The following is a 23,878-nucleotide window of genomic DNA, read 5'->3' on the forward strand; positions in this document are numbered from 1 at the left end:
GTCACGGCAGGTTGTGGTGGAACGCCTGCTGCTGCGTGAGGCGGGCGATCCGCCACCCGTCGTCCGTGCGGACGAACTCCAGCACGTACCAGAGGCCGTAGAAGAAGACCTGCTGATCTTTTTCCTCCACGGGCTTGAGCGCCATAGGGTTGAAGCACATGCACCGGCCCGTGGCGGTGTCGCCGGAGAGGGTCACCTCGAGATTGCCCATAAGGTGCTGGGTGGCGGCGAAGATCGGCAGCACCTCGGCCAGCCACGCGCGAATCGTGGGGTAATCGCTGTCCGGCCCGCCGGAGGCTGCGAAGCTCAGTTGCGCGTCCGGGGTGAACACCCGGTCCAGACCGTCGAAGTCACGCGAATCGATGCAGGTCGCGTACCGCGTCATGATGTCCTGCAGGTCCCAGCGGTCGGAAAGTTCGACCAGTGTTCGGCTCATGCTCCCTACGCTAACGTGGTCGGCATGCAGTACGAGGTGGAAACCCGCGCCCGCGAGGCGATTCAGCAGCTCAAGTACCGGTATTGGCGGGCGTGCGACGCCAAGGATCCCGAAGGTTTTCGCTCGTGCTTCGTCGCCGAGGGCGGCGTCCTGGACTTCGGCCCGCTCGGACGCACCGACCCCGACACGATGGTGGGGATCTTCCGGCAGATCGCACTGGCGACGGCTAAAGACGGCGGCCCGCGGATCCTCGACATGCACCACGGCTTCATGCCTTCCATCTCTGTACAGAAGCCGACCGACGGCGACACGCCCTCCCGTGCCACCGGCACCTGGACGCTGCAGTTCCGCCAGGTCGACCGCGACAAGGGCACCGAGACGATCTCGACCGGCGAATACTCGGACATCTACGTACTCGAGAACGGCCGCTGGGTGATGGCCGAGTGCCTGTTCACCCCGGGCTGGGCCGTGACCCGTGAACTCACCGGCGCCACCGTCACCTATCCCGAGGTGGGCCACACCGCGGGCGCAGCGACCGCAGGAGCAAACTCATGACCGAACGCGTAGCACTGGTGACCGGCGGCAGTCGCGGCGTCGGAAAGGGTGTGGCCACCGCGCTCGCCGACGCCGGCTGGACCGTGTACGTCACCGGAAGGTCCACTGAGCGCCTGCAGGAAACCGTCGACGCCGCGGCTGATGCGCCGGGCCAGGTCCGTCCACTCGAGTGCGACCACGGCCGGGATGAGGAGATCGTCGCCGTCGTCAAGAAAATCGCCGCCGACACAGGACGGCTGGACCTGCTGGTCAACAACGTGTGGACCAACCCCAAGGGGTTCATGGGTTTCGACGGGAAGTTCTGGGAGCGGCCCGCCGACGACTGGGACGCCCTCATGGGCATCGGGCTGCGCGCGCACTACGTCGCCAGCTGTGAGGCGGCCAAGGTGATGGTGCCGCAAGGGTCGGGGCTGATGGTCAATATCTCGTCGTTCGGCTCACGTGCGCCGTTCCACACCGTCCTCTACGGCATGAGCAAGACCGCCCTCGACAAGATGGCCTCCGACATGGCGCACGATCTGGCCGGAACCGGCGTATCGACGCTCTCACTGTGGTTGGGGCTTATCCGGACCGACCTGATCCTGTCGTTCGGTATGGACGACTTCAACGGCTTTCCACTCGACCGCGCCGAGGACCCGACGTTTGTCGGCCGCGTGATCGCCGCGCTTACCGAGGACCCTGACCTCGCATCGATGAGCGGATCCACCGTGATCACCGCCGAGTACGGGCGTGAGAAGGGCGTGAAGAACGACGACGGCAACGAGCCCCTCTCCCACCGGGGTGCCTTTGGCGGTGGCCCGCTGTTCCCGCCCGTGACGGACGAGCAGCTGGGGATCGCGACTGTCGATGAAGTCGCTGAAGCCGGCGGGCACAACGGATTCGCAGGGGCTTAGCCGTGGCCGCCGAGAGTTTCGATGAGCTGGACGACCCGCTGGAACGTCTGGAACGTAACGAGAAGCAAGGGCTCCAAGCTTTCCGTTATCTACTGTTCTCCATCGCGGTGATGATCGCGGCCGGCATGGCCATTGTCGTGCTCGCCCGGTTGACCGGAGACGGCCGCGCGGACAGCGACGAGGCGTGTTCGATGGCCGGGCGGGCGGAATTCGTGATTGTGCCCACGCTGCTGGGCTTCCTGTTGTCGGTGTTCTCCATGTGGACGACTTATCAGCGCTGGCGGGATCACATCCGCTGGCGCCCGTGGCTGTTCACCACCTATGCGATGTGGATGGCCACCACGGCGTGCCTGCTGCTCACCTCGTCGGTCGCATTGGTCGAGATCGGCTGACGCTGCCAGCTGAGCGTGCACTGCGCCAGCGCCACCGGCCTCGGATGCGCTGCGACCCTGACCTACGCTGCCGGACTGGTCCATTTGCCCAGCGTAACCGGGTGACCGGCGTACAGACAGCCAGCGCGGGCCGAAGGGGCAGCATATCCGGAGCCAGCTACGCTGCCCCTCTGCTCGACCGGCCAACCGGGACCCGCGCCACAAGCACCAGGCCCGCCGGGACCCGCATCACTGGCACCCGGCCTGCCGTGGAGCCGCGAATCCGGAGCGAGCCGCCCGTCGCGGCACGACATGGCTACGGCTACGGGCGGGGGCACAGGCACAGGCACAGGCACAGGCACCGGCACCGGCACCGGCACCGGCACAGCTACGGCACGATATTGACCATCTTCCCGGGCACGACGATGACCTTTTTTGGTGCCGCGCCCCCCAAGTTCTCCTGAACCTTCGGGTCTGCCAAGGCGGCCGCCTCGACATCGGCGGGTGCGGCGTCGGCGGGAACGGTGATGCGCGAACGTACCTTGCCCTTGATCTGCACCGGGTATTCCACCGAGTCCTCGACCAGGTACGACTCGTCGTGCTCGGGGAACGGGCCGTGGGCCAGCGACGCGGAATGCCCGAGACGGGACCACAGTTCCTCGGCGAGGTGGGGGGCAACGGGTGCGGACATCAGCACCAGCGGTTCCACCACGGAGCGCGGGGCGCCGGGTCCGGCCGTCGGGTAAGCCTTGGTGAGGGTATTGACGTACTCGATCAACTTGGCGATCGCGGTGTTGTCGCGCAGGCCGGCGTAGTCGTCGCGGACTCCCGCGATGGTCTTGTGCAGGGCTTTGAGCACGTCCTCGGTGGGTTCGGCGTCGGTGACGCGGGCCTCGCCTGTGGCCTCCTCGATCGCCACCCGCCACAGCCGCTGCAGGAAGCGGTGCGCTCCCACCACGTCCTTGGTGGCCCAGGGGCGCGAGGTGTCGAGCGGACCCATGGACATCTCGTATACGCGGAGTGTATCGGCGCCGTAGGTATCGCAGATCTCGTCCGGAGACACGGCATTCTTGAGCGACTTGCCCATCTTGCCGTACTCCTGGAACACCTCCTGGTCGCCGAGGTAGAACTTGCCGTCACGCTCCTCTACATCTGCTGCGGCTACGTAGACGCCGCGCGCATCGGTGTAGGCAAAGGCCTGGATGTAGCCCTGGTTGAACAGGCGACGGTACGGCTCCTCACTGGTCACGTGGCCGAGGTCGAACAGGACCTTATGCCAGAAACGCGAGTAGAGAAGGTGCAGCACCGCGTGCTCGACTCCACCGACGTAGAGATCTACACCGCCGGGGTCGTCAGGACCGTGGATCTCGGGACGCGGCCCGGTCCAGTAGCGCTCGTTCTCGATAGCGCAGAGCTGCTCGGCGTTGGTGGGGTCGATGTAGCGCAGCTGGTACCAGCTGGAGCCGGCCCAGTTGGGCATGACGTTGGCGTCACGCGTGTAGGTCTGCACGCCGTCGCCAAGGTCCAGCTCCACGGTTAGCCAGTCCGTGGCCTTGGCCAGCGGAGGCGACGGCACGGAGTCGGCGTCGTCGGGGTCGAACGAGACAGGCTGGTAGTCCTCGACCTCAGGGAGCTCGACCGGCAACATCTCGTCCGGTAGGGCGTGGGGGACCCCGTCCGAGTCGTAGACCACCGGGAACGGCTCACCCCAGTAGCGCTGACGGGCGAACAGCCAGTCGCGCAGCTTGTACTGGATGGTGCCCTCGCCGCTACCCTGCCCCTCGAGCCAGTCGATGGTGGCGACCTTGGCCTCGTCCACGCCCAAGCCGTCCAGGACAAGCCCGCCGTCGTTGTTCGAGTTCACGGCCACGCCATCGCCGGAGTACGCCTCGGCCTGAACGTCGAGAGCGGAGCCGTCGGCCGGAGCGACGACCTGGGTGATCGGCAGCCCGAAAGCGGTGGCGAATTCGTGGTCACGGCTGTCGTGGGCGGGCACGGCCATTATCGCCCCGGTGCCATAGCCCATGAGCACGTAGTCAGCCACGAACACCGGGACCTGCTGGCCGTTGACGGGGTTCACGGCGTAGGAGCCGGTGAAGACGCCGGTCTTGTCCTTATTCTCCTGCCGCTCGAGGTCTGACTTATGGGCCGCGCGGCGCCGGTAGTCCAGGACCGCCTCGGCCGGGGAGGAGTGTCCGCCGGTCCAGCGCTCATCGAGCGTGCTGCCGCCGAGACCCTCAGGCCAGAACGGGCCGGCCAACTCGTCGACCAGCGGGTGCTCGGGAGACAGGACCATGTACGTGGCGCCGAAGAGCGTGTCCGGTCGGGTGGTGAACACCTCGATGGACTGGTCGGCCACGGCAAAGCGGACGCGGGCGCCCTGCGAGCGACCGATCCAGTTGCGCTGCATGGACTTGACCTTGTCGGTCCAGTCGAGCCTGTCGAGGTCGTCGACCAGACGGTCAGCGTAGGAGGTGATCCGCATCATCCACTGCGAGAGGTTCTTGCGGAAGACGGGGAAATTACCGCGCTCGGAGCGTCCCTCGGCGGTCACCTCCTCGTTGGCCAGCACGGTGCCGAGTCCGGGGCACCAGTTGACGGTGGAGTCGGACAGGTACACCAGCCGGTGAGCGTCGAGGACTTTCTCCTGCTCGGCGCGGTCCAGCTCATCCCAGTCGCGCCCGGCGTATGCGGCGGGCAGCGGGCGGACGCCCGAGGCAAACTGGTCGACCAGCTCGACGATGGGCCTCGCGCGGCCGGTACGAGTGGGGTGCTCGCCCCCGTCGGTGGTGCGGGCGGGCGCCTCCGGGTCGTACCAGGAGGCGTGGATCTGGAGGAAAATCCACTGGGTCCAGCGGTAGAAGTCAGTGTCCGTGGTGGCGAACACCCGGCGACGGTCGTGGCCCAGGCCGAGACGGCCGAGCTGGCGCTCCATGTTGGCGATGTTGGACTCGGTCGTCACGCGCGGGTGCTGACCGGTCTGGACGGCGTACTGCTCGGCCGGCAGCCCGAAGGCGTCGTAGCCGAGCGTGTGCAGAACGTTGGTGCCCAGCATCCGGTTGTAGCGGGCGAACACGTCGGTGGCGATATACCCGAGTGGGTGGCCGACGTGCAGTCCGGCGCCCGAGGGGTACGGGAACATGTCCTGGACGAACAGCTTGTCCTCGGGCGGGGCGGAACCGTCAGGGGCGGCGAGGGACCCGACCGGATTCGGGGCTTCGAACGTGCCCCGCGCGGACCATTCGGTCTGCCACCGCGACTCGATCTGGCCGGCCAGGGCGGCTCCGTAGCGGTGGGCCGGTCCGGTGTCGGACTGCGATCCGTTGTCGGAATGCGCTCCGGTGACGGTCTGGTCGCTGCTGCTCACGGTTGTCTGCTCTCCCTGGTATCGCCGGTGCCCACACGCAGGCGGAGTCCAGCCTAAACCCTGGGCGGGCTCGAGCCACGTCAGCGTGTGGGCAGCGGTCGATTCGTGCGTATTCCTACGGGTGCATGACGTCCGGGTTGTTGAAGGGGTACGGGAAGAAGCCGACGTGACTGTAGAACAGCGAAAGTCCGAGCAACACCCATCCCATGCCGAACAACCAGGTCATCGCAACGAACACGCGGCCGACTGTCTTATTGGTCAACGCGAACGGCGCCAATATCGCCACGATGCCCGTGAAGACATAAAGGGCAAAGACGATCAGCGGTTCGATCAACGAACCGGCAAGAAGTCGGGCGATGGGCTCGATCTCCGGCGGACGCCACTGGCCGAAGTGCAGACCGGCGATACCGAACATGATCAGACCGAAACCGCCGATAGCCGAGACGTACAAGATCGGGCGAAGAGTGCCGACCAGGTCCAGGGCCCGAATACCGCGGTCAGCACGGTCCTCCGCGCGCAGAATGGCAAAGCCGGCGATCAGTGTCAGCAAGCCGTAGAACGCAGCGGGCTCGCCGAAGGTCACATTGTCTACCGCACAACAGAACACGCCCTCGATCTGCTCGAGCGGCCAGGTGAGGGTCATGTGCAGCCCGGTGATCCCCAAGAACGCACCGGAGAAGATGAACCCCCAGCCGAAGCCTGCCAAGGAGCGACCGTTATTCGCCTGGACAGCGCGCATGAACAGCGCGACGAGAAGAAGGATGATGCCTACTACGAGGCCCATCGCGGTGTTATAGGTTATTCCTTGCATCAACATTGTGCGCTACTGCCTCTCTGCCAGAATCATCTGACGAATTGACATCGCGGCAATGGCAGCGGCGAAACTCATGACCCAGGCGAGCGCGCCGAGATCTTCTCCGGTCGAACCGTCAACGGTCACCCAGAGAATGCCGCCCACGATTATGCCCACGGCGATAATCGCCCAGCTCACTTTGACCAGAAGAGAAGACCACCGAGTGGACCTCTCGTCGATTTCGGCGATAAACGCACCGCCGTGAATTCGATCGGACATAAAACTCCTTTGAACCGCAGAAAACGTGGTACCTCAACCTATCAACAATAAAGTTGACAAGACAGCGTCTCCCGGCTCCCGACCGCAGCCCGATCGGGCCCGAACACCACTTAAAGATGTCGTGTCAACTATTCCGGTACAGTGGGGTCATGTATGAACAGGTTCTGGACAAGGAAGTGCGATGGTTGAATAGCCAGGAGAAGATCCTCTGGCGTAACTACCTCGCCATCCAGGGCCGCCTGCATCTGGAGATCCAGCGCGACCTCAAGTCGTCGTCAAGCTTGACCGAGCCCGAGTTCGAAGTACTGGTGCATCTCAGCGAGGCCGAAGGTCCACTGCGGATGACCGCACTCGCGGACGCCCTGTTGTGGGAGCGAAGCCGCCTGTCCCACCAGGTCACGAGGATGGTCAAGCGCGGCCTCGTGCAACGCACCAGCTGCCCGGAGGACGGCCGGGGTGCGTTTGTGACCGCCACGGACCAGGGTGTCCGCGAGATCGAGCAGGCTGCGCCCAACCATGTAGAGACTGTCCGGCGAGTCTTCCTGGATCGTTTGGGCGAACGTGACAAGCGCGAGTTCGCCCGGCTGCTCGCCCTGGTCCGCGGACCCTCCGGGGCTGAGACGAATCGGAATTACGCCGACGCGGGCGTAGCCTCGGGGGCGTGAACGCAGTGCTCGTGGTGGTCCTCGTGCTCCTCGTGGGGCTCGCCCTGGTGGTCGGCGGAACCGGTCTGCTCGCGCTGATCGGCAAGCTGCCCGGAAACGGTTTCCTCGGTGTCCGCACTCCCGAGACCCGACGCTCACCTGAAGCCTGGCACCTCGCCAATCGGGCCGCCGGGCCAGCCTTCCTCGCCTCTGGCCTCGCGCTAGGGCTCGGGGCGCTCGCCCTGGGACTGATCGGCGGCTGGGTGGGTGGCCTCGTCGTCGTCGTCTCGGTTCTCGGCGCGCTCGCGCTGCTCAACGTGGCCGGCCTCGCCGGATCCCGCAGGGCGGCCATGTGGGACGCCACCCAGGACGATGACCAGGGCGGGTGTGGCTGCGGACCCGATGGCTGCGGCGGGCACTCCGGCGACGCCGAGTCCACCGGCTCGGCCAGCTCGTGCTCCTCCTCCGACCGCCCCACGGATGCGGGCGGCTCAGCGGACCCTGCCGAAGACTGCGGCGTCAGCGGCGGCTGCGGATCCTGCGCACTCCAGGGCATGTGCGAGTCAGAGACCACCACCCCCTGAACTGTCTCGCCTCATCCTGCCCGGCGTCCGCACCAGCAGCAGAAGCCGGATCGGTGGCCGGCGCGGGCCGTGGCCCCTACCGTCGGAAGCTCCGGCCACCACACGCAGCGCAAGGAGCATTTCATGACCAACACTCCCACTACCGGCGACGTCGTCGACATCCTCACCGCTGACCACCGAGAGATGGTTGGATTGCTCGAGTTGATCGAAGAGACAGCCGATCCGGCCGAGCGCCGCGCTTTGGCTGATTCCGCTACCGCCGAGGTCGTGCGCCACTCCGTAGCCGAAGAGCTGTTCGTCTACCCCGCCTACGAACGTGAGGTGCCCAACGGCGCCGACGAGGTCGAACACGACAAGGAAGAGCATCAGGAACTCGAAGAGGTGATGAAAACTCTCGAGGACCAGGACGCCGGCAGTGCCGAGTTCATCGCCACCGTAAAGAGGTTCAAAGAACTCCTCGATCACCACGCTGACGACGAGGAGTCGGACCAGTTTCCTAAGATGCGGCAATACTTCTCTTCCGAGGATCTGCTGGATATGGGCCGTAAGGTCGAGGCCGCCAAGAAGATCGCCCCCACGCGCCCGCACCCCGGATCGCCCCACTCCGAGCTGTTCCACATGACCGTGGGGCCGGGTGTCGGAATGGTGGACCGGCTCCGCGATGCGCTCAGTGGGCGCATCAAGAACACCTGATCGCACTGCCCCGCGGGCGCTGAAAGCACTCGGCCGTGCGGCCGCCTCTGCGCACTAGGTCAGGGCCTGGACCAGCACCGCAGCGAGGCCACAGCAGGCCAGTAGCACCACCATCGCAACGAGCCCCACGTTGTAGAGCGCCTGGGTCTGCTGTACCTCGCTGCCTCGCACAAATCGGTTCACGCGGTTCTCGTGCCGGCGTTGCACCCTGAGCAACGCGAGGAGCGGCACCACCGCGAGCAGCGAGAACACGGCGGCCCAGAGCCAGGAGAACTCGCCGACAAGCTTGGCCATGAGGATGATGTTGGCCGCCACCACGGCCCATGTCCGTGCCCACGAGAGGCTGGTCCGCTCGGCCTGCAGTCCGGCGTCGGGCGGGATCGCCGACGGGTGCACACCGATCCGGCGCGGTCGGGGCTCGCTCGGTCTCAGGCTCACAGGCTCATCCGAACGTCCCGGCGAGTATCGCCACGATCAACACCACCGCGCCGATCGCGATCCCCAGCACCAGCAGGATCGACGCCTGCGGCATGGGCAGCGGCTGTTTGTGCCGCATGGCGAACTCGATACGGATCCATCGCCTGAACGCCACTATCGCGAGTAGTGCCGCCAGCACCAGCAGAATGCAGGCCAGCGGCGTGCGGATGATCTCGGGAATCTCGTCCCCGGCGAACGCCTCGAGCGCCACCGCGCCTGCCGACAGCCCCACGCTCGTGCGGATCCAGGCGAGGAACGTGCGTTCATTGGCGAGCGTGAATCTGGGGTCCGGCTCTTTGCCGTCCCGCAGGGCTTTGGGCCGCCAGCCTCTCGCACTGTCCGTCATGACTGCGAGCCTATCGGGCGGGGCCGGCTCGGTCCGCCGGTCGGATCGTCATTCGGTCGGTCGGTAGCAGCCACATTCTGCCGGAGTGGTGCAATGTAGCGATGGGCTTGCTGCAGCGACTCCGGATTGATCCGTTCGTCATGTCGATCATGCTGGCCGTGGTGGTTGCCGCCCTGCTGCCCGCCGCGGGAACGTCGGCCGAGGTGCTGCGCTGGGTGACGATCATCGGGATCGCCGTCCTGTTCTTCCTCTACGGTGCCCGGCTGGAACGCCGCGAGTTACTGATGGGGCTCAAGCACTGGCGGCTGCATTCCGTGGTGCTGGCTTTCACATTCGTGGTGTTCCCACTGCTAGGACTGCTCGGCAAATGGGCGCTCACCCCGCTGCTCGGGGCGTCACTGGCGGCCGGGTTCCTGTACATGACGCTGGTGCCGTCGACCGTGCAGTCATCCATCACGTTCGTCTCGATCGCCCGTGGCCACGTGGGTGCGGCGGTGGTGTCGGCGTCGGTGTCCAATTTGCTGGGCGTGGCCATCACTCCCCTGCTGGTGGTCGCGCTCATGACAACCAGCGGGTCCGTACACATCTCCGGCGGCTCGATTGTGGAGATCGTCCTCATGTTGCTGTTGCCATTCGTGGTCGGGCAACTCCTCCGCAACCGCGTCATACCCATCACTTCGCGGATCAAGCGCATCGACCTGTTCGACAAGACGGTGATCGTGTTGGTGGTCTACGCGGCGTTCTCCGAGGGCGTGGTGGACGGCGTCTGGTCGAAGATCGGCGTCTCGGAGTTGGTGTGGCTGACGGTCGCGTGTTGCATCCTGCTGGCCCTGGTCCTCTTGTTGACCGAGTTCACTGCCCGAGCTCTCGGCTTCGACGTTCGCGACAAGCGGGTCGTCCAGTTCTGTGGATCCAAGAAGTCGCTGGCGACGGGTCTGCCCATGGCAGCGGTGTTGTTCGTCGGCCAGCCCGTGGGCCTGCTGGTTCTGCCGTTGATGTTGTTCCACCAGATCCAGCTGATCGTGTGTGCGTGGCTGTCCGCTCGTTATGGCCGTGCTGCGGAGGCGGCGGCCGCAGCCTGACCCGTCGCGCCTCGTGTCGCCGCGAATTCCACCACCGCTTCGGGGTCGCCCAGCCGCGGGCCGAGAATGACCAGGATCGCGAACACGGCGGCAGTCGCCAGCCCGAGCCCGATCCACAGTGGGTAGAACCGCCGACCGCACACGCGCGCGATCAGCCCGCCGACCAGCGCTCCGCTGGCATTGAAGATCAGGTCCGTGACGTCGGAATGTCCCAGGGCGAACGCGTACTGAAGGGTCTCCACCGCCGCGCTGGTCACTGCTCCGGTGATGACGACGACGACGAGCGCATGCTCCCGGCCTTCCAGCAGGATGTACAGAAGCACCCCGAGGGGGATGAAAAAGGCCAGGTTGCCGGCGCCGTCGAACAGAGGGCCGAACCAGGTGTCGGAGTCCCGGATCAGCGCGAACGGGATCCATTCCACCGAGCGACCGCGTTGGACTTCCGGTCGCCACAGTTGGCCAATCACGAAGAAGGCCTTGAGCATGGTCAGGGCTATCAACACTGCGCTGTAGGCCAGTAGCGCCAAGAGCGCCCACGCCCTGCTTTGCCGTGTCACCAGTCCCCCGCCACGTATTCGAACCCAGATTGTGCAAGGCACTCTGTGTGCTGAGTCATAAACATCCCTAAATAAGTTGACTCTAATTACGGGGTTGATGTAACAACCATTCACTTGCTCCACTGCGGTGATCTGCTCAAATATCCGGTTTCTTATCCGTACCGGCCACTGGGCAGATCCCCGACGGCCATGCGCCCGATTTTCTTAGGGGTCAAACATGTTGAGTAGGCCTTGTCGGAACCTTAATGTTTCCGCCGCACGAGATAAGAAGTTACGAGCGATGCTAACGGCACCGGCTGCAGAACCTGCAGTCGAGAGCGCGGAAAGGGGGCCGATATGACTAGTTCCGAGCACCACAGGGTCAGCAGGCCCATGGTGATCGGGTCGGCCGTTGTTGCCCTATCCCTGATCGGCCTCTCGGGCGGGGCGGTCGTGGCCCTGCTCACGGGCGGGAGTTCCACACTCGCAACACGCGAGCCCGCGATCACACCGTCGTCCTCGCAGGCTGGCCTCCTCACACCAACCGAGGCCGCCCAGTCCGTCGGCACACCCACCTCGACGGCCAAAACCGAGACCTCCACGGCTCGAGTCTCGAGCAAAGCGCTTCCAACGTCGGAAATCGAGCGCCCTGGTGACGCAGATCTGCCGGAGCGCCGGGCAGTGCAGGCTCCGGCCCCAGCACCGGTACCGGCACCGGCACCGGCACCGGCACCTCGAGTTCAGGCGCCGTCGCCGGCTCCCTTTCGTCCGGCACCGGCGCCCGCCCCGTACCGACCGGCACCGGCGCCCGCGCCGCCACCCCCACCGGCACCGGGCATCACGATTGACCTCGGTGGCCGCGGAAACATCGTTCCTCAAGCTCCTATTGCACCGAAGGAACTCCGTATCGGCTGAGGGCATCAGCCTTCAGCAAACCAACAGAGAAAGAAGTACGTAATGCTCGCAGCAGCCAGCGCAATCACCGCCTTCATCGTCGGCGTCCTCGCTCCCCTGGGCGCAGTCGCCGCCCCCGTGCTCGGGGCTATCGGGGTGGCTGGCCCGATCGCCACGGCCGGCACCGCTCTCACGGGCCTCGCGGCCACCGGCAGCGCCGCAGGCGGCTCGGCCGCGCTCGGCGGCGGCGCCGCGGCCGTCGCAGGCAACCCCCACGCTGCGCAGGGTGTGCAGAATGGCGTCATCGATTCTTTCAACAACGCCAAGGACGCCGCGGCCGGATCGATCAACGACCTGAACCTCCCGGGCGTGCCGCCGATCGTGATCAACTGACACCGTCGGTGAATCCGCCCCGCCCGACCACGCGTCCTGGGCTGGGATCACCCCGAAGCCCTCTCCTTTCCCGCCGCAATGGGGGAGCGAGAGGGCTTCGGTGATTCAATTACGCGATGAGCAGTGTGACGTACCTACAGCAGACCGCCGCTGACCAGCTGCGGCCCGCTGATGCGGCCGACCTGACGATCCGCCGCGTCTTTCCCGCGGAGCCGGCCTTCAACGCCCGTATGTACAGGGGAATCGGCGGCGACTGGAACTGGGCCGATCGCCTCGAATGGTCAGAGGGTCGCTGGGCGTCCTACGCCTCGGACCCTTGCGTCAGCACACTCCGAGCCACGCTCGGCGGTGAGATCGTGGGCTTCGCTGAACTCCGCATGAGCCCCTGCGACCCCGAGATCGATTCCGTGGCCACGGGATCCGACGACGGCGTCGACGTAGAGCTCGTCTACTTCGGACTACTCCCCCAGTTCGCCGGCCAAGGCCTCGGCGGATGGTTCCTCTCCGAGGTCACCCGCATCGCCTGGAACGTCCCCGGAGTCCGCCGCGTGTGGCTGCACACCTGCACCGACGACTCCCCCGCCGCGATCCCTAACTACGTTGCCCGCGGGTTCGTCGAATACGCCCGCGCGGACACGGGTTGCCCCGCCTGCACCGCTTGAACGGACGCGAACCGCGGCCGTGCTACTGCTCCATCAATCGGGTCAGCGCGCGGCCTGTCATCCTGGAAATCAGTCGTTCGGAAAGTGCTCCGAAGGTCTGCAGGTCGTCGTCGTCGAGCCCCTCGAACAGCCACTCCGCCAAGGCCACGCGCGCCGACACCACTTCATCCACTATCCGACGCGACTCGTCGGTCAGGTCCACCAGGCGGACCCTCCGATCCTCCGGCGACATCTTCCGCTCCACGTGCCCGCTGGCCTCCAGCCCGTCGACCAGCGCGGTGACCTGGCGCGGGGAACAATCGAGGTACGTGGCCAACTCGACCTGCTTGCACTGCCCCTGTAGGCCCAGGACGAACAACAACTCCAATCGCGGCACAGAGAGCCCGTAATTGGCCGCGGCGCGTTCGATCGAGCCGGACATCTGTTCCGACAACATCAAAGCCCGGTCGAGAATCTCGCTCGAAGATAGTGCCACGTGTATATGGTTACCACTATTCACGGTTTCAGTCCCGCCGGACCCGGCGGACCACGAGGCGTAGGAGACACCATGAATGTGACCATCCCCGCAGGCTTCGACTTCACCGACCCGGACCTGTTCGAGAAGCGACTGCCGCACGACGAGTGGCGTCAGCTGCGCCGCGCAGAGCCCATCCGGCGGGTCGAGAAGAGCCCCGGGGTCGACGGATTCGACGACGACCACTACTGGCTGGTCACCAAGCACGCCGACGTCAAGGAGATCTCCCGCATCACGGGAGAAAAGTTCTCCGCCGGCGAGAACACAGTGATCCCCCGGTTCGCGGAGGGCACCGATCGCTCGATCATCGAGGCCCAGCGAGAGATGCTCATCAACGAGGACGGCGAGATCCACAAGAAGCACCGCCGCATCATTTCCCGCGGCTTCACCCCGCGCGGCGTGGCCGGAATGCGCGACGAGCTCGCCGATCGTGCCCGGAAGATCGTCACCGAGGCGGCCGACGGCAAGGCGGATGACTTCGTCACCTCCGTCGCCTCCGAGCTTCCGCTCCAGGCGATCGCCGAACTGCTGGGCGTGCCCCAGGAGGACCGTCACAAGATCTTCGAGTGGTCCAACACCATGACCAGCTACGACACGGACGGCGGCATGGAGTCCGCCGCCCTGGCGTCGATGCAGCTCATCGAGTACACCAACGCGATGGCCGAGGACCGGACCAAGAATCCGCAGGACGACATCGTGTCCAAGCTCGTCCACGCGGACATCGACGGAGAGCACCTCTCACCAGAGGAATTCGGCTGGTTCGTCACGCTGCTCGCCGTGGCCGGCAACGAGACGACCCGCAACGCCACCACCCACGGCATGGTCGCGATGCTCGAGAACCCCGACCAGTGGGAGCTGTTCAAGGCCGAGCGTCCCGAAACCGCCTACGACGAGATCCTGCGGTGGGCGACGCCGGTCAGCCAGTTCCAGCGCACCGCGATCGAGGACGTGGAGATCGGTGGCGTGACCATCCGCAAGGGCGAGCGCGCCGTGATCTGTTACGGCTCGGCGAACTTTGACGAGGACGTCTTCGAAGACCCCTTCACTTTCAATATCCTGCGGAACCCCAACCCGCACGTGACGTTCGGTGGACAGGGTCCGCACTACTGCATCGGCGCCAACCTGGCGATGATGCAGCTGGAGCTGATCTTCAACGCGATCGCCGACCACCTGCCCGACCTCACCTCGCTCGGCGATCCCACGCGTCTGCGCTCCGGGTGGCTCAACGGCCTCACCGAGTGGAAGGTCGACCTGGGCACCTGCCCCGTCGCGCGCTGAACCGGGCCGGGCGTCAGCCCAACCACGCCTGCAGCACCATGTAGGTCGCGGTGCCCAGGACGATGCTCGCCGCAGCTCGCCGAAAGGCAAGGTGCACAGCCAAAGTGAGCGTCAATGCTGCCAGTGCCGGGATCCACGAACCGATCTCCATGGTGGTGTCCCGCAGGGTGTAGACCACCAGCACGACCATCACCCCGGCGGGCATCGCACGACCGAGATAGCGGACGACCTCCGAGTCCCGTAGTCGTGTCAGCGCGATAAACGGCGCGGCCCGCAGCGCGACCGTCACCAGAAACATCACACCGAGCCCGGCCAGTAGGTAGCCGGCGGGCGGGATAGCCGGGTTCACGCGGCATCCCGCCCGGCCCGCGCAGTCCAGACATACCGCGCCAGGAGCACCGCCACGTACGCGCTCAGTCCGACCAACATCATCTGCCCGGGGGCCACCCACGCCGCCACGAGCCCGCAGACCAGGCCGATCACCGGCGACGGCAGGTCGCCGGAGGCACGCCAGGCGTCCACCGCGAGCACCGCGAACAGTGCGGTCAGCGCGAACTGCAATCCGTCCAGACCCGGCGGCAGGGCGGTCCCGATCAGTGCTCCCACGATCCCCGGGAGAACCCAGAGGGACTGACAGGTGATCGCGATGGTCATGGTCCGCGGGCCCGTCATGTCGCTCCGCCGCTTGGTGGCGGTGATCGCGTACACCTCGTCGGTGAGGGCGTACACCGCGTAGATGCGGGCGACCTTCGACCTGATCGACCCGATGGGGAAGCTGAGCCCGTAGAAGACGTGCCGGAAGTTCACCAGGAATGCGGCCGCGGCCAGTGAATACAGGGGAGTGACCGCCGTCAGCAGCCCGATCGCCAGGAACTCCATGGACCCCGCGTAGATCACGATCGAGAAGACGGGCGCCCACCACCAGTCGAATCCCGCCTGCGTGATGAGCACCCCGAACGCCAGCCCGAGTGGGATCAGCCCCACGCCCACAGGCGCAGCATCCACGAGACCCTTGCGGATCTCTGCGCTGGTGGAGGAGGCGGACGACACGCCGGGCAGTCTATCCAGCAACAATTCGACATCACCCCCGCGCGAACCCTTCCGCATGCGTGCTGCGCGGCGCACACTCGGATCCATGAATGCCCAACCCCACCGGTCACCGCCCGCACCCACCGTCTGGCACTGCCTGCAGTGCACGGACGCCCGCTCGGTCATAGACTGGCTGGTCAACTCACTCGGCTTTGTCGAATCGTTCTCACACGCCGAGGAAGGCCGTGTAGCCCACGCCGAACTGCTTTGGCCCGAGGGCGGTGGCGTCATGTTGGGCGATCGCCAGCGGGATGCCCACGATCCGCATGCCACTCCGGTGGGTTCCGCGCTGGCGTACATCGTGACCGCCGACTCCGACATGGTCTACGAGCGCGCGAAGGCAGCTGGCGCCGAGATCGTGATGGAAATGCACGACACCGACTACGGCGACCACGGTTTCTCAACGCGGGATCCGGAGGGCAACGTGTGGTCCGTCGGGCAGTACCGGGGCCAGCCCTCCCCGTGATCCGCAGACGGGTCAACGCTCCTGATCGACCGCCGGCACCAGTGGGATAGCCACCGCCGCGACCACGGCGGCTCCGGCAAAGACGGGCCAGTAGCCGAGCACGTCGATCACCGCGGCTATCAGGGGGGTGGCCAGGGAGATCGTGATGAACTGCGAGGTGTTCTGCACGCCCAGGGCGCGTCCGGACCAGCGTGGCCCGGCGTATTCGGCCACGGCGGTGAAGGCCAGCCCGTTGTCAGATACCGAGAGCACGGTGGCCACCACGGCCAGAGTCACCGCCACCGCGCCCGGGGCGCCCATAGCCTCGGTCACCGCCACCGCGCCCGGGGCGCCCATAGCCTCGGTCACCGCCAACGCGGCGAGGCCCGCGGTCACGGCGATCGCCACGCCGCGAATGGGCGTCATGCGAGATCCGACGCGGTCGGAGACGGCGCCGGCGACGATCCGGGCGATCGCTCCGAGCACCTGACTCACGGTCACCACCGCGCCCGCCGACACCGCCGACCACCCGTGACCCAGCACGAGCCAGGCCAACAGGAATGACTGCAACATGCCCTGCGGAAACACCAGGAGAACCGACACGCCGTGGATGCGCTGCAGGTAGCGGGCCCCACGGTACGGCGAACCGGAGGTCCGGGGCGCCGGCGCCGCGTCGGTCGGCGCCTGTCCGGCCGGGACCGGTGGAGCCGCGGGCAGGGGAGGTTCGGTGACGACGACGAGGGCCGCCACCGCCGACACCGTTGCCATCGCCAAGGGCACCGCGAACGCCGCAGATAGGTCGTGCGACTGCGCCAGCAGTGGCATGGTCATGGCCGCGATAGCAGCTCCCACGGGTTGGGACATCTGCCGGACCCCCATGGCCAGTCCGCGCCTGTGGGGCGGGAACCAGCCCACCACCAGGCGCCCGCTGGCGGAGTTCCCGGAGGCAGTCGCCGCTCCCGCGAGCAGCAAGAACAGGGCCATGGCCCCGTAGGAGTCGGTGAACAGGAGCGCGGTGAGCGCGAGTGCGGCCGACGCGGATCCGGAGACCAACACGAGTTTCTCGCTGGTGCGATCGACCAGCCAGCCCCACGCGATGAGCGCGCAGGCCATGCCCACGGACGGCATCGCGACCAAGACGCCGGCCTTCGAGAGCGACATCCCCATCGAAGTGCTCATGTGAGGCAGCAGAAAGCCCACACCCACCACGAAGGCGGACCCGGAGGCGGCGACGAATGTCGCCACGGCGAGTACCAGCCAGTGCCGGGCCGTCACCTGCTGCTCGTCACCCTGCGCCGTCTCCACCTGGCTAAGCGTAGACTCGTTCCCAAATAGTAGACAACTTGTCCCACATAGCGAGACGCAACGTGGGCCCGGCGAGCGTCAGTTCACGTCGCCGTCGCTCACGTAGGTTGCGTACAAGGGCAGCGGCATCTCCTGTCGACGCAGCACCTCGCCCCACACGTCGACTCGGGCCGGGGCGAGCAGATCCGTGGGCAGGCTGGGCGCGACGTACCAGTCCCCGCGGTCGAGTTCGTCCTGGAGCTGCCCGGGTGCCCAACCGGTGTAGCCCACAAAGACGCGCATGCCCTCCACATCGTCACGGAGTTGGTCCGGGTCGCTGTCCAGGTCCACCACGTGCACACGGCCCTCGATCTGCTGGAGGCCCACCTGCCCCGAGCCGTCGACGCCGGACCGGAGCACCACCAGCGCGATGCCGGTGTCGGGTTTGACGGGGCCGCCGATGTGGAAGACCGGGGGAGAGGAGCACAGGTCGGACCACGCCGGCAGAATCTCTTCCACGTCGGTCTCGCTGCGGCGAGTGATCACCACGCCGAGGGACCCGGAGAAATCGTGTTCGATCATGTAGATGATCGACCGTCGGAAGTTGGGGTCGGGCATGTCCGGCGCGGAGAGGAGCAGGGAACCGGCCACGGGGTCTCGTTTGTCCATCGCGTTAAACAGGCGGTCCCCGAAGAGGCCGCCGCCGCTCAGATCGTCGGGTCCCGTGTCCATCACTCCATGATGCCCGCGCCGACGCCCCGCCACATCCGTGTCCCCTCGATCGGGTCTCGCTACGGTGGCGGGGTGACCTCACTGTCCGCCGGCCCGCCCGGCCACGCTGGCGGACGACTCGCCGCCGCCCTTAGCGAATCCCACGGCCTGGGCCGCCTGTCCACGGCGCGGCTCGCGGCCCTGCTCAGCGAGGGTATCCACCAGGCCGCGCTCGGCGGGATCGTGCTTTTCAGCCCCGAGGCCGCCACCACGCCCGCAGCGATCGCAGGCGGGTTCGCCGTGATGCTGTTGCCGTATTCGATCGTCGGCCCGTTCGCCGCGGCCGCACTCGACCGCTGGGATCGGCGGGTCGTGGTGGCTGCCGCGGCGCTGGTCAGGACGCTGGCCATTCTCGTGACGATCGTTCTGGTCGCGGCCGGCGGTGTCCACTCCGGAGCCGGGCTCGCCGCACTGTTCGGCCTGTCGCTGGTCGCGATCGGCCTGGGCCGTCTCATCAACACCGGCATGACCGCCTCGATGCCCAAGGTCGTGCCCGACCGGATCCTCGCCGCCACCAACTCCGTGTTGGTGACCGTGGGCTCGGTGGTCACCGCGGTGGGCGCAGTGGCGGCCTTCGCCGTGCTCGCACTCCTGGGTGCGGGTGACGCGGCCGTGTCGTGGACGCTGGTCCCGGCTGTGGTCACCGCGGTGGTGGGGGTGTGGGCGGTCCTGGCTCTGCCACGCCGGCATCTCGGACCCGACGACGACGAGGGCGTCTCCCACCCGCAGCGCGCCATTGCCGGAGAAGCATTCCGGCTCTTCGCCGGGGGATTGGCCGAGGGCTTTCGGGCCGCTCGGTCAACGCCGCTGGTCTGGGTGTCGTTGACCAGCGTGACACTGGGGCGGGCCGCGTTCGGCATCACCACCATGCTCGCGATCCTGCTGCTGCGGGAGGCTGAGACCGCGGGAACAGGCGGCCCGATCGTGGCCGGGATGGGCGGGTTCGGCCTGCTCTCTGCCGCGATCGCCGGGGGCATGGGCCTCGCGGCGGTGGTGGCCCCCTGGGCGATGTCGCGGGCCCGGCGAATCCTGGTGGTGGCGGCGGGGTCGGCCCTGTCCGGCGTGGCTCAGGCCGCCGTGGGCCCGACCCTCGATCCGACCGCGCTGGTCGTAGGCGCCATCGCGATCGGCCTGGGCGCCCAGGTGGTCAAACTGGTCGCCGACAACGCGATGCAAACGGATGTCCCCGACTCCCGCCGTGGCGGGGTGTTCGCACTGCAGGACGCCCTGTTCAACTCGGGTTTCGTGGTGGGCATGGCGGCAGTATTGCCAATGGTTCCCGCGGACGGCCGGTCCGTAACTCTGATGCTGGTCCCGGCCGCCCTCTACGCGGTCGCTGCGGCGATGGCCCTGGTCGTGAGCTCGAGATCACGACCCCAGGCCGAGCGAGCCGGCCGCGACGGAGCCACCGCCGATCGAACCGCCACCAACTGACCCTCCAGCCACAGACCCACCTGCCACCGAGCCGCCACCGATCGACCCGCCGCCGACCGAACCCGCGCCAGCCGAGCCAGCTCCCGCGGAGCCTGCGGCGACTGAACCCGCGGCGGCCGAACCCGCCGCGATCGAGCCGGCGTCGGCCGAGCCCGCGCCGAGAACACTGGCATCAACCGAGCCCAGGGCCTCGGCGTGGATCGCGCCCATCTCCGCCGAGCCGGCGGCAACGGCGCCCGCGTCAATGTGCGGAGGCTCGAACGGAAGCGCCGCGTCGAGCAGGCCGTCGCCGTTGACATCGGAGACCGAGAGCCAGCCGCCCCCGCTCTCCACGGTGATGGAACCGTCGTCCTCGACCACCGGGGGAGCCGGCTCGGCAGCAGTGCCGCCCTGCACCGGCCCGGGCGTCGGTGTATGTGGGGGCGGTGGCACGGGCTCAGGCTCCACCACCGGGGGAGTCGACCAGCGTGCCGACTCCGACGCCGCGAGTGACCCGTTCTCGAGCGCCCCCGCGGCATCCGCGAGCAGTGCCCCCCAGTCCGGCAACGAGCCGAGGGCTTCCGAGCCGGCAGCCACCGCGCCCTGCACCAGCCCGCCCACACCGTCAGCGCCGGTCAGAGCTGATCCCGCTGCCAACGACCCGGCCGCGGCCGAGCCCAGACCCAGGGACCCGACGTCAACCGACCCGCCGCCGATAGAGCCGACACCCACGGATCCCACACCCACAGATCCTGCACCGACCGAGCCGCCACCTACCGAGCCCGCGCCAACCGAGCCCCCGCCGACGGAGCCGGCACCCACTGACCCGGCGCCCGCGGAACCAGCGCCCGCCGAACCAGCGGCGATCGACCCTGCTCCACCGGCGTAGGCGTTCCACACGCCGCGCCCGCCGTCATCCGCGTACACGGCCTCGACGGTCGCCCCGACATCCGTCACCACCCGATCGGCAACACCGTCGAAGTCCGAATCCCAGAGGGCGTCGTCGGCGTATCCGTCGCCGTCGAAATCAAGCCACAGTGCGTCCGCCGCACCGGTTCCGAGGGTGAGGTCGGGCTCGCCCTGCCATTGCGTCGGCTCACCGACGCCGTCTCCGAAGAAGTAATCCATGCCCGCAATCCTGTCGCGGACCGTGCATCGGGAACAGGCCCGATCGAGGATCTGTGGACAACCACACAGTTATCCACAGATCGGCCAGAGTCCTTGACAGTTCTCGGACTTCAGCTGGCGGACCCAACGAAGAGCGCGGGCTTGCGGTCGTCCCCTCCCAGGTCAGGACGCCCGAGACGGAACGCCCGCAGCCCGAGCAGCACCAGGAATACCGCTGCCCAGATCAGGTACGCATTACCCACCAGGTGCGCGACGGGACCCCAGCCGAGCTCGCGGTCCTCGTGATTGGGGAACCACCACTGCGGGGTGCCCAGGAAGATCACCACTCCGGCGCAGGCCATGATCAGCCAGGTGCGGTCGTTGTCGTCGTCGTTCCTCGACTCCCGATCGGCCCACACCAGGGCGAGCACCACCGCCGGCACCGCCCACACCCAGTGGTGGCCCCACGTCACCGGCGAACAGAACAGCGCCACATGGCCCACGGCCACGGCGGCGGCGACCTCGTGGCCGCCGCGCAGCAGTCGCCATGCGACCCACGCGATACCCAGGCCCACCACCGCCGACACCACGAACCACACCACGGAGGCCGTACCGCCCTCGAGCCCGAGCCGGTGCACCACGCCGTTGACCGACTGGTTTGACGTGAACGCCAGGCCACCGATTCGGCCCGGGTCGCGTATCGCGAACGTCCAGTATCGGACCGAATCGTCCGGGGCCAGGAGGTGCCCGATCCCGGTGAACGCCAGCGCCGAGACGACCGCGGTGGCCAGCCCTCGCCAGTCGCGACGGAGGAAGAAGTACAGCAGGAACACGGCCGGGGTGAGCTTGATGGCCATGGCCAGACCGACCAGCACGCCACCCCACCAGCGACCTCGTCCACGGATCACGTCCACCAGCACCAACGCCATGAGGAACACGTTGACCTGACCGAACCCGATTGTCTCGCGAATCGGACCGGACCACAGCGCCACCGCGGTCACAGCCAGGGTCAGCCACCACAGTTCTCGCTGCGGCCGGTCACACGTGCGGGTGAGGACCAACTGGACCACGTACGCGAGCACCGCGATGGTGGCCACCGTGATGAGGATCGACGCCACCGCCAGCGGAACCAGCGTGAGCAGCGAGAACAGCTGCGCGGACAGCGGGGGATAGGTGAACGGCAGACTGGCGCCCTCGGCGAGCTGCGGCAGTTCGCCGTACAGGTCACCACCGTCGCGGAACACCTGACCTCCGACGCGGTAGACGTCCAGGTCGATCCGGTACGGCGGGATCTTCTGCAGGAACGGAATGCCGATGGTGTGCACCAGCGTGCCGATCACGGTCAGTACGACGACGACGACCCTGCCCGTCGTCGACGCGAGATAGCGGTCGACAGCGCGGCCGATCATGCCGGGTCACCCTTCCGCCCGGACGTATCCGATCCCCCGGTCCGCTGTTCGGCGTCGTTCCCGGAGTTCATCTCGCCCCACCAGCGGAGGAGTTCGGCCTCGGCCTCGTCCCGGTCGAGCGGGCCGCGGTCCAGGCGCAGTTCCTTGAGATGCGCCCAGGCACGCCCCACGTCCGGGCCGGGTTTGAGGTCGAGAAGTTTCATGATTTCGTTCCCGTCGAGATCGGGACGGACCCGCGCGAGATCCTCCTTCTCCTCGATCTCGGCGATCCGGTTCTCGAGCGAGTCGTAGGTCGCCTGCAACTTGGCGGCGCGACGCTTGTTCCGGGTCGTGCAGTCGGCGCGCACGAGCCGGTGGAGGCGGGGCAGGAGATCCCCGGCGTCCGAGACGTAGCGTCGCACAGCGGAGTCCGTCCACTGGCCTTCTCCGTAACCGTGGAAGCGTAGGTGGAGAAACACCAGTCCGGAGACGTCCTCGATCATCTGGCGCGAATACTTGAGCGTCCGCATCCGTTTGCGGACCATCTTGGCGCCCACCACCTCGTGGTGATGGAAGGTCACACCGCCGCCAGGCTTGGCCGCGCGGGTGGCGGGCTTACCGATGTCGTGCAGAAGCGCCGCCCAACGCAAAACCAGGTCCGGGCCGTCGGGCTCCAGGTCGATGGCCTGTTTGAGCACTGTCAGCGAATGCCAGTAGACGTCCTTGTGCTGCATGTGCTCGTCGCGCTCGAGCTTCATGCCCGGCACCTCGGGGAGTACATGCTCGGCCAGGCCCGTCTCGCACAGCATGTTGATGCCGTCGATGGGGTAGTCGCCGAGGATCATCTTGTCGAGCTCGGCGCGGACCCGCTCCACCGTGATCCTGTTGATCTCGTCCGTCATCTCGGTCATGGCACGGAAGACGCGGGGTGCCAGCGTGAAGCCCAGCTGGGAGACGAACCTGCAGGCCCGGAGCATCCGCAGCGGGTCGTCGGCGAACGACAGCTCGGGGGCGGCCGGGGTGTCCAGCACACCGGCGAGCAGCGCGTCCATGCCGTTCAGCGGATCCACGAACTCGCGACGGCCGTCGGGATGCAGTCGCACGGCCATGGCGTTGACCGTGAAATCGCGCCGCACCAGGTCTCCGTCGAGGCTGTCGCCAAAGACCACCTCGGGGTTGCGGGTGACCCCGTCGTATGAGTCGGCGCGATAGGTGGTGATCTCGATCTGCTGCTCGATGCCCGACGCGTCGTGCTTGACGGCCGAGAGGGTTCCGAACTCGATCCCGGTGTCCCAGACCGCGTCGGCGTAGGCGTCGAGAATTGCCCGCACGGTCTCGGGGCGAGCATCGGTGGTGAAATCCAGATCCGTGCCGAGCCGGCCGAGCACCGCGTCGCGGACACTGCCGCCAACCAGGTAGAGCTCGTGACCGGCGTCGTCGAAGGCGGTCGCGAGCGGCGCCAGGACATCAGCCAGTTCGTTGATGGTGGTCTGCGCACCCGCCAGTAGACGGACACGGCGGGCCTCTAACTCCGCGGCGTCAGCCGGGTCCGGCCTCGCGCCCGGCCCGTCTTGCAGCCCCGAA

At 67.1% G+C, this 23,878-nt stretch carries 27 protein-coding genes; 12 read left to right on the top strand and 15 right to left on the bottom strand.

The window, feature by feature from the left end; all coding sequences use genetic code 11:
* Position 1: 1 nt before the first annotated feature.
* Complete coding sequence (locus ON04_RS00560; RefSeq protein WP_010539618.1) at positions 2 to 436, bottom strand: nuclear transport factor 2 family protein; 435 nt, start codon at positions 434 to 436, stop codon at positions 2 to 4.
* A gap of 24 nt (positions 437 to 460) precedes the next feature.
* On the opposite strand from ON04_RS00560, the gene ON04_RS00565 reads away from it, so the two are divergent.
* Genes ON04_RS00565 through ON04_RS00575 form a run of 3 tightly spaced genes read left to right on the top strand, consistent with a single transcriptional unit; the run spans position 461 to position 2,276 of the window.
* A complete protein-coding gene (locus ON04_RS00565) occupies positions 461 to 991 on the top strand; it encodes a nuclear transport factor 2 family protein (RefSeq protein WP_010539619.1) in 531 nt (176 codons plus the stop codon).
* On the top strand, positions 988 to 1,884 hold the full coding sequence (locus tag ON04_RS00570; protein ID WP_010539620.1) for an SDR family NAD(P)-dependent oxidoreductase: 897 nt from the start codon (positions 988 to 990) through the stop codon (positions 1,882 to 1,884). Before ON04_RS00565 ends, ON04_RS00570 begins: the two co-directional genes overlap by 4 nt.
* 2 nt (positions 1,885 to 1,886) lie before the next feature.
* On the top strand, positions 1,887 to 2,276 hold the full coding sequence (locus tag ON04_RS00575; protein WP_010539621.1) for a hypothetical protein: 390 nt from the start codon (positions 1,887 to 1,889) through the stop codon (positions 2,274 to 2,276).
* Positions 2,277 to 2,643: 367 nt separating this feature from the next.
* Here ON04_RS00575 and ON04_RS00580 read toward each other — a convergent pair whose 3' ends face one another.
* From ON04_RS00580 to ON04_RS00590, 3 genes are all read right to left on the bottom strand, one after another.
* Positions 2,644 to 5,622, bottom strand: a complete 2,979-nt coding sequence (locus ON04_RS00580; RefSeq protein WP_010539622.1) for a leucine--tRNA ligase — start codon at positions 5,620 to 5,622, stop codon at positions 2,644 to 2,646.
* 115 nt (positions 5,623 to 5,737) lie between these two features.
* Positions 5,738 to 6,439, bottom strand: a complete 702-nt coding sequence (locus ON04_RS00585) for a DUF981 family protein (protein WP_033443907.1) — start codon at positions 6,437 to 6,439, stop codon at positions 5,738 to 5,740.
* Positions 6,440 to 6,445: 6 nt separating this feature from the next.
* Positions 6,446 to 6,694 carry a hypothetical protein gene (locus ON04_RS00590; protein WP_010539624.1) on the bottom strand — a complete coding sequence of 83 codons (249 nt, stop codon included), beginning with the start codon at positions 6,692 to 6,694 and terminating at the stop codon, positions 6,446 to 6,448.
* A gap of 149 nt (positions 6,695 to 6,843) precedes the next feature.
* Between ON04_RS00590 and ON04_RS00595 the strand changes: the two genes are divergently transcribed.
* The 3 genes from ON04_RS00595 to ON04_RS00605 all read left to right on the top strand — a co-directional run bounded on the left by ON04_RS00595 (position 6,844) and on the right by ON04_RS00605 (position 8,615).
* Positions 6,844 to 7,359: a MarR family winged helix-turn-helix transcriptional regulator gene (locus ON04_RS00595; protein ID WP_010539625.1), complete on the top strand. Its 516-nt coding sequence runs from the start codon at positions 6,844 to 6,846 to the stop codon at positions 7,357 to 7,359.
* Positions 7,356 to 7,922, top strand: a complete 567-nt coding sequence (locus ON04_RS00600) for an SdpI family protein (protein ID WP_010539626.1) — start codon at positions 7,356 to 7,358, stop codon at positions 7,920 to 7,922. Before ON04_RS00595 ends, ON04_RS00600 begins: the two co-directional genes overlap by 4 nt.
* A gap of 123 nt (positions 7,923 to 8,045) precedes the next feature.
* The gene (locus ON04_RS00605; RefSeq protein WP_010539627.1) at positions 8,046 to 8,615 is read left to right on the top strand and encodes a hemerythrin domain-containing protein; all 570 of its coding nucleotides are present in this window, start codon (positions 8,046 to 8,048) and stop codon (positions 8,613 to 8,615) included.
* Positions 8,616 to 8,669: 54 nt separating this feature from the next.
* On the opposite strand, the gene ON04_RS00610 is transcribed toward ON04_RS00605, so the two are convergent.
* Both ON04_RS00610 and ON04_RS00615 read right to left on the bottom strand, forming a co-directional pair.
* On the bottom strand, positions 8,670 to 9,053 hold the full coding sequence (locus ON04_RS00610) for a DUF202 domain-containing protein (protein WP_238529180.1): 384 nt from the start codon (positions 9,051 to 9,053) through the stop codon (positions 8,670 to 8,672).
* A 4-nt stretch (positions 9,054 to 9,057) separates the two neighbouring features.
* On the bottom strand, positions 9,058 to 9,438 hold the full coding sequence (locus tag ON04_RS00615; protein ID WP_010539629.1) for a YidH family protein: 381 nt from the start codon (positions 9,436 to 9,438) through the stop codon (positions 9,058 to 9,060).
* A gap of 101 nt (positions 9,439 to 9,539) precedes the next feature.
* On the opposite strand from ON04_RS00615, the gene ON04_RS00620 reads away from it, so the two are divergent.
* Positions 9,540 to 10,520 carry a bile acid:sodium symporter family protein gene (locus ON04_RS00620; protein ID WP_010539630.1) on the top strand — a complete coding sequence of 327 codons (981 nt, stop codon included), beginning with the start codon at positions 9,540 to 9,542 and terminating at the stop codon, positions 10,518 to 10,520.
* On the opposite strand, the gene ON04_RS00625 is transcribed toward ON04_RS00620, so the two are convergent.
* Positions 10,484 to 11,077, bottom strand: a complete 594-nt coding sequence (locus tag ON04_RS00625; protein WP_420795308.1) for a VanZ family protein — start codon at positions 11,075 to 11,077, stop codon at positions 10,484 to 10,486. The genes ON04_RS00620 and ON04_RS00625 overlap by 37 nt on opposite strands.
* A 936-nt stretch (positions 11,078 to 12,013) precedes the next feature.
* On the opposite strand from ON04_RS00625, the gene ON04_RS00635 reads away from it, so the two are divergent.
* The gene (locus tag ON04_RS00635) at positions 12,014 to 12,343 is read left to right on the top strand and encodes a hypothetical protein (RefSeq protein ID WP_010539632.1); all 330 of its coding nucleotides are present in this window, start codon (positions 12,014 to 12,016) and stop codon (positions 12,341 to 12,343) included.
* A gap of 116 nt (positions 12,344 to 12,459) precedes the next feature.
* Complete coding sequence (locus tag ON04_RS00640) at positions 12,460 to 13,005, top strand: GNAT family N-acetyltransferase (protein WP_010539633.1); 546 nt, start codon at positions 12,460 to 12,462, stop codon at positions 13,003 to 13,005.
* Between the two features lie 22 nt (positions 13,006 to 13,027).
* Here the strand turns inward: ON04_RS00640 and ON04_RS00645 are convergent, their stop codons facing one another.
* Entirely contained in the window at positions 13,028 to 13,480 is a 453-nt protein-coding gene (locus tag ON04_RS00645) for a MarR family winged helix-turn-helix transcriptional regulator (protein ID WP_010539634.1), read from the bottom strand.
* A gap of 72 nt (positions 13,481 to 13,552) precedes the next feature.
* On the opposite strand from ON04_RS00645, the gene ON04_RS00650 reads away from it, so the two are divergent.
* Positions 13,553 to 14,797, top strand: coding sequence for a cytochrome P450 (locus ON04_RS00650; protein ID WP_010539635.1), 1,245 nt, complete (start codon positions 13,553 to 13,555; stop codon positions 14,795 to 14,797).
* A 13-nt stretch (positions 14,798 to 14,810) separates the two neighbouring features.
* Here the strand turns inward: ON04_RS00650 and ON04_RS00655 are convergent, their stop codons facing one another.
* Entirely contained in the window at positions 14,811 to 15,146 is a 336-nt protein-coding gene (locus tag ON04_RS00655) for a branched-chain amino acid transporter permease (protein WP_010539636.1), read from the bottom strand.
* Complete coding sequence (locus ON04_RS00660) at positions 15,143 to 15,847, bottom strand: AzlC family ABC transporter permease (protein ID WP_029457384.1); 705 nt, start codon at positions 15,845 to 15,847, stop codon at positions 15,143 to 15,145. Before ON04_RS00660 ends, ON04_RS00655 begins: the two co-directional genes overlap by 4 nt.
* Before the next feature lie 85 nt (positions 15,848 to 15,932).
* Here ON04_RS00660 and ON04_RS00665 point away from each other — a divergent pair, with 85 nt between their 5' ends.
* Positions 15,933 to 16,352 carry a VOC family protein gene (locus ON04_RS00665; RefSeq protein WP_029457385.1) on the top strand — a complete coding sequence of 140 codons (420 nt, stop codon included), beginning with the start codon at positions 15,933 to 15,935 and terminating at the stop codon, positions 16,350 to 16,352.
* A gap of 12 nt (positions 16,353 to 16,364) precedes the next feature.
* On the opposite strand, the gene ON04_RS00670 is transcribed toward ON04_RS00665, so the two are convergent.
* Both ON04_RS00670 and ON04_RS00675 read right to left on the bottom strand, forming a co-directional pair.
* Positions 16,365 to 17,636: an MFS transporter gene (locus tag ON04_RS00670; RefSeq protein WP_010539639.1), complete on the bottom strand. Its 1,272-nt coding sequence runs from the start codon at positions 17,634 to 17,636 to the stop codon at positions 16,365 to 16,367.
* A gap of 78 nt (positions 17,637 to 17,714) precedes the next feature.
* Complete coding sequence (locus ON04_RS00675; RefSeq protein ID WP_010539640.1) at positions 17,715 to 18,347, bottom strand: YqgE/AlgH family protein; 633 nt, start codon at positions 18,345 to 18,347, stop codon at positions 17,715 to 17,717.
* A gap of 72 nt (positions 18,348 to 18,419) precedes the next feature.
* On the opposite strand from ON04_RS00675, the gene ON04_RS00680 reads away from it, so the two are divergent.
* Positions 18,420 to 19,820: an MFS transporter gene (locus ON04_RS00680; RefSeq protein WP_010539641.1), complete on the top strand. Its 1,401-nt coding sequence runs from the start codon at positions 18,420 to 18,422 to the stop codon at positions 19,818 to 19,820.
* On the opposite strand, the gene ON04_RS15825 is transcribed toward ON04_RS00680, so the two are convergent.
* The 3 genes from ON04_RS15825 to ON04_RS00700 all read right to left on the bottom strand — a co-directional run bounded on the left by ON04_RS15825 (position 19,755) and on the right by ON04_RS00700 (position 23,871).
* Positions 19,755 to 20,927 (bottom strand): hypothetical protein, encoded by a 1,173-nt coding sequence (locus ON04_RS15825; protein ID WP_010539642.1) that lies wholly within the window; start codon positions 20,925 to 20,927, stop codon positions 19,755 to 19,757. The genes ON04_RS00680 and ON04_RS15825 overlap by 66 nt on opposite strands.
* Positions 20,928 to 21,037: 110 nt before the next feature.
* A complete protein-coding gene (locus ON04_RS00695; protein WP_010539643.1) occupies positions 21,038 to 22,315 on the bottom strand; it encodes a glycosyltransferase 87 family protein in 1,278 nt (425 codons plus the stop codon).
* Complete coding sequence (locus ON04_RS00700) at positions 22,312 to 23,871, bottom strand: CCA tRNA nucleotidyltransferase (RefSeq protein ID WP_238529190.1); 1,560 nt, start codon at positions 23,869 to 23,871, stop codon at positions 22,312 to 22,314. The genes ON04_RS00695 and ON04_RS00700 overlap by 4 nt, the downstream gene beginning before the upstream one ends.
* Positions 23,872 to 23,878 lie beyond the last annotated feature (7 nt).

This window comes from Dietzia alimentaria 72 (assembly GCF_000226215.1).
Lineage (GTDB): Bacteria > Actinomycetota > Actinomycetes > Mycobacteriales > Mycobacteriaceae > Dietzia > Dietzia alimentaria.

Bases quoted from the DNA above. Each gene is read 5' to 3' on its own strand.
- ON04_RS00560 (WP_010539618.1), bottom strand. From the start codon at position 436: ATGAGCCGAACACTGGTCGAACTTTCCGACCGCTGGGACCTGCAGGAC.
- ON04_RS00565 (WP_010539619.1), top strand. From the start codon at position 461: ATGCAGTACGAGGTGGAAACCCGCGCCCGCGAGGCGATTCAGCAGCTC.
- ON04_RS00570 (WP_010539620.1), top strand. From the start codon at position 988: ATGACCGAACGCGTAGCACTGGTGACCGGCGGCAGTCGCGGCGTCGGA.
- ON04_RS00585 (WP_033443907.1), bottom strand. From the start codon at position 6,439: ATGTTGATGCAAGGAATAACCTATAACACCGCGATGGGCCTCGTAGTA.
- ON04_RS00590 (WP_010539624.1), bottom strand. From the start codon at position 6,694: ATGTCCGATCGAATTCACGGCGGTGCGTTTATCGCCGAAATCGACGAG.
- ON04_RS00595 (WP_010539625.1), top strand. From the start codon at position 6,844: ATGTATGAACAGGTTCTGGACAAGGAAGTGCGATGGTTGAATAGCCAG.
- ON04_RS00605 (WP_010539627.1), top strand. From the start codon at position 8,046: ATGACCAACACTCCCACTACCGGCGACGTCGTCGACATCCTCACCGCT.
- ON04_RS00615 (WP_010539629.1), bottom strand. From the start codon at position 9,438: ATGACGGACAGTGCGAGAGGCTGGCGGCCCAAAGCCCTGCGGGACGGC.
- ON04_RS00620 (WP_010539630.1), top strand. From the start codon at position 9,540: ATGGGCTTGCTGCAGCGACTCCGGATTGATCCGTTCGTCATGTCGATC.
- ON04_RS00635 (WP_010539632.1), top strand. From the start codon at position 12,014: ATGCTCGCAGCAGCCAGCGCAATCACCGCCTTCATCGTCGGCGTCCTC.
- ON04_RS00640 (WP_010539633.1), top strand. From the start codon at position 12,460: ATGAGCAGTGTGACGTACCTACAGCAGACCGCCGCTGACCAGCTGCGG.
- ON04_RS00650 (WP_010539635.1), top strand. From the start codon at position 13,553: ATGAATGTGACCATCCCCGCAGGCTTCGACTTCACCGACCCGGACCTG.
- ON04_RS00665 (WP_029457385.1), top strand. From the start codon at position 15,933: ATGAATGCCCAACCCCACCGGTCACCGCCCGCACCCACCGTCTGGCAC.
- ON04_RS00675 (WP_010539640.1), bottom strand. From the start codon at position 18,347: ATGGACACGGGACCCGACGATCTGAGCGGCGGCGGCCTCTTCGGGGAC.
- ON04_RS15825 (WP_010539642.1), bottom strand. From the start codon at position 20,927: ATGGATTACTTCTTCGGAGACGGCGTCGGTGAGCCGACGCAATGGCAG.
- ON04_RS00695 (WP_010539643.1), bottom strand. From the start codon at position 22,315: ATGATCGGCCGCGCTGTCGACCGCTATCTCGCGTCGACGACGGGCAGG.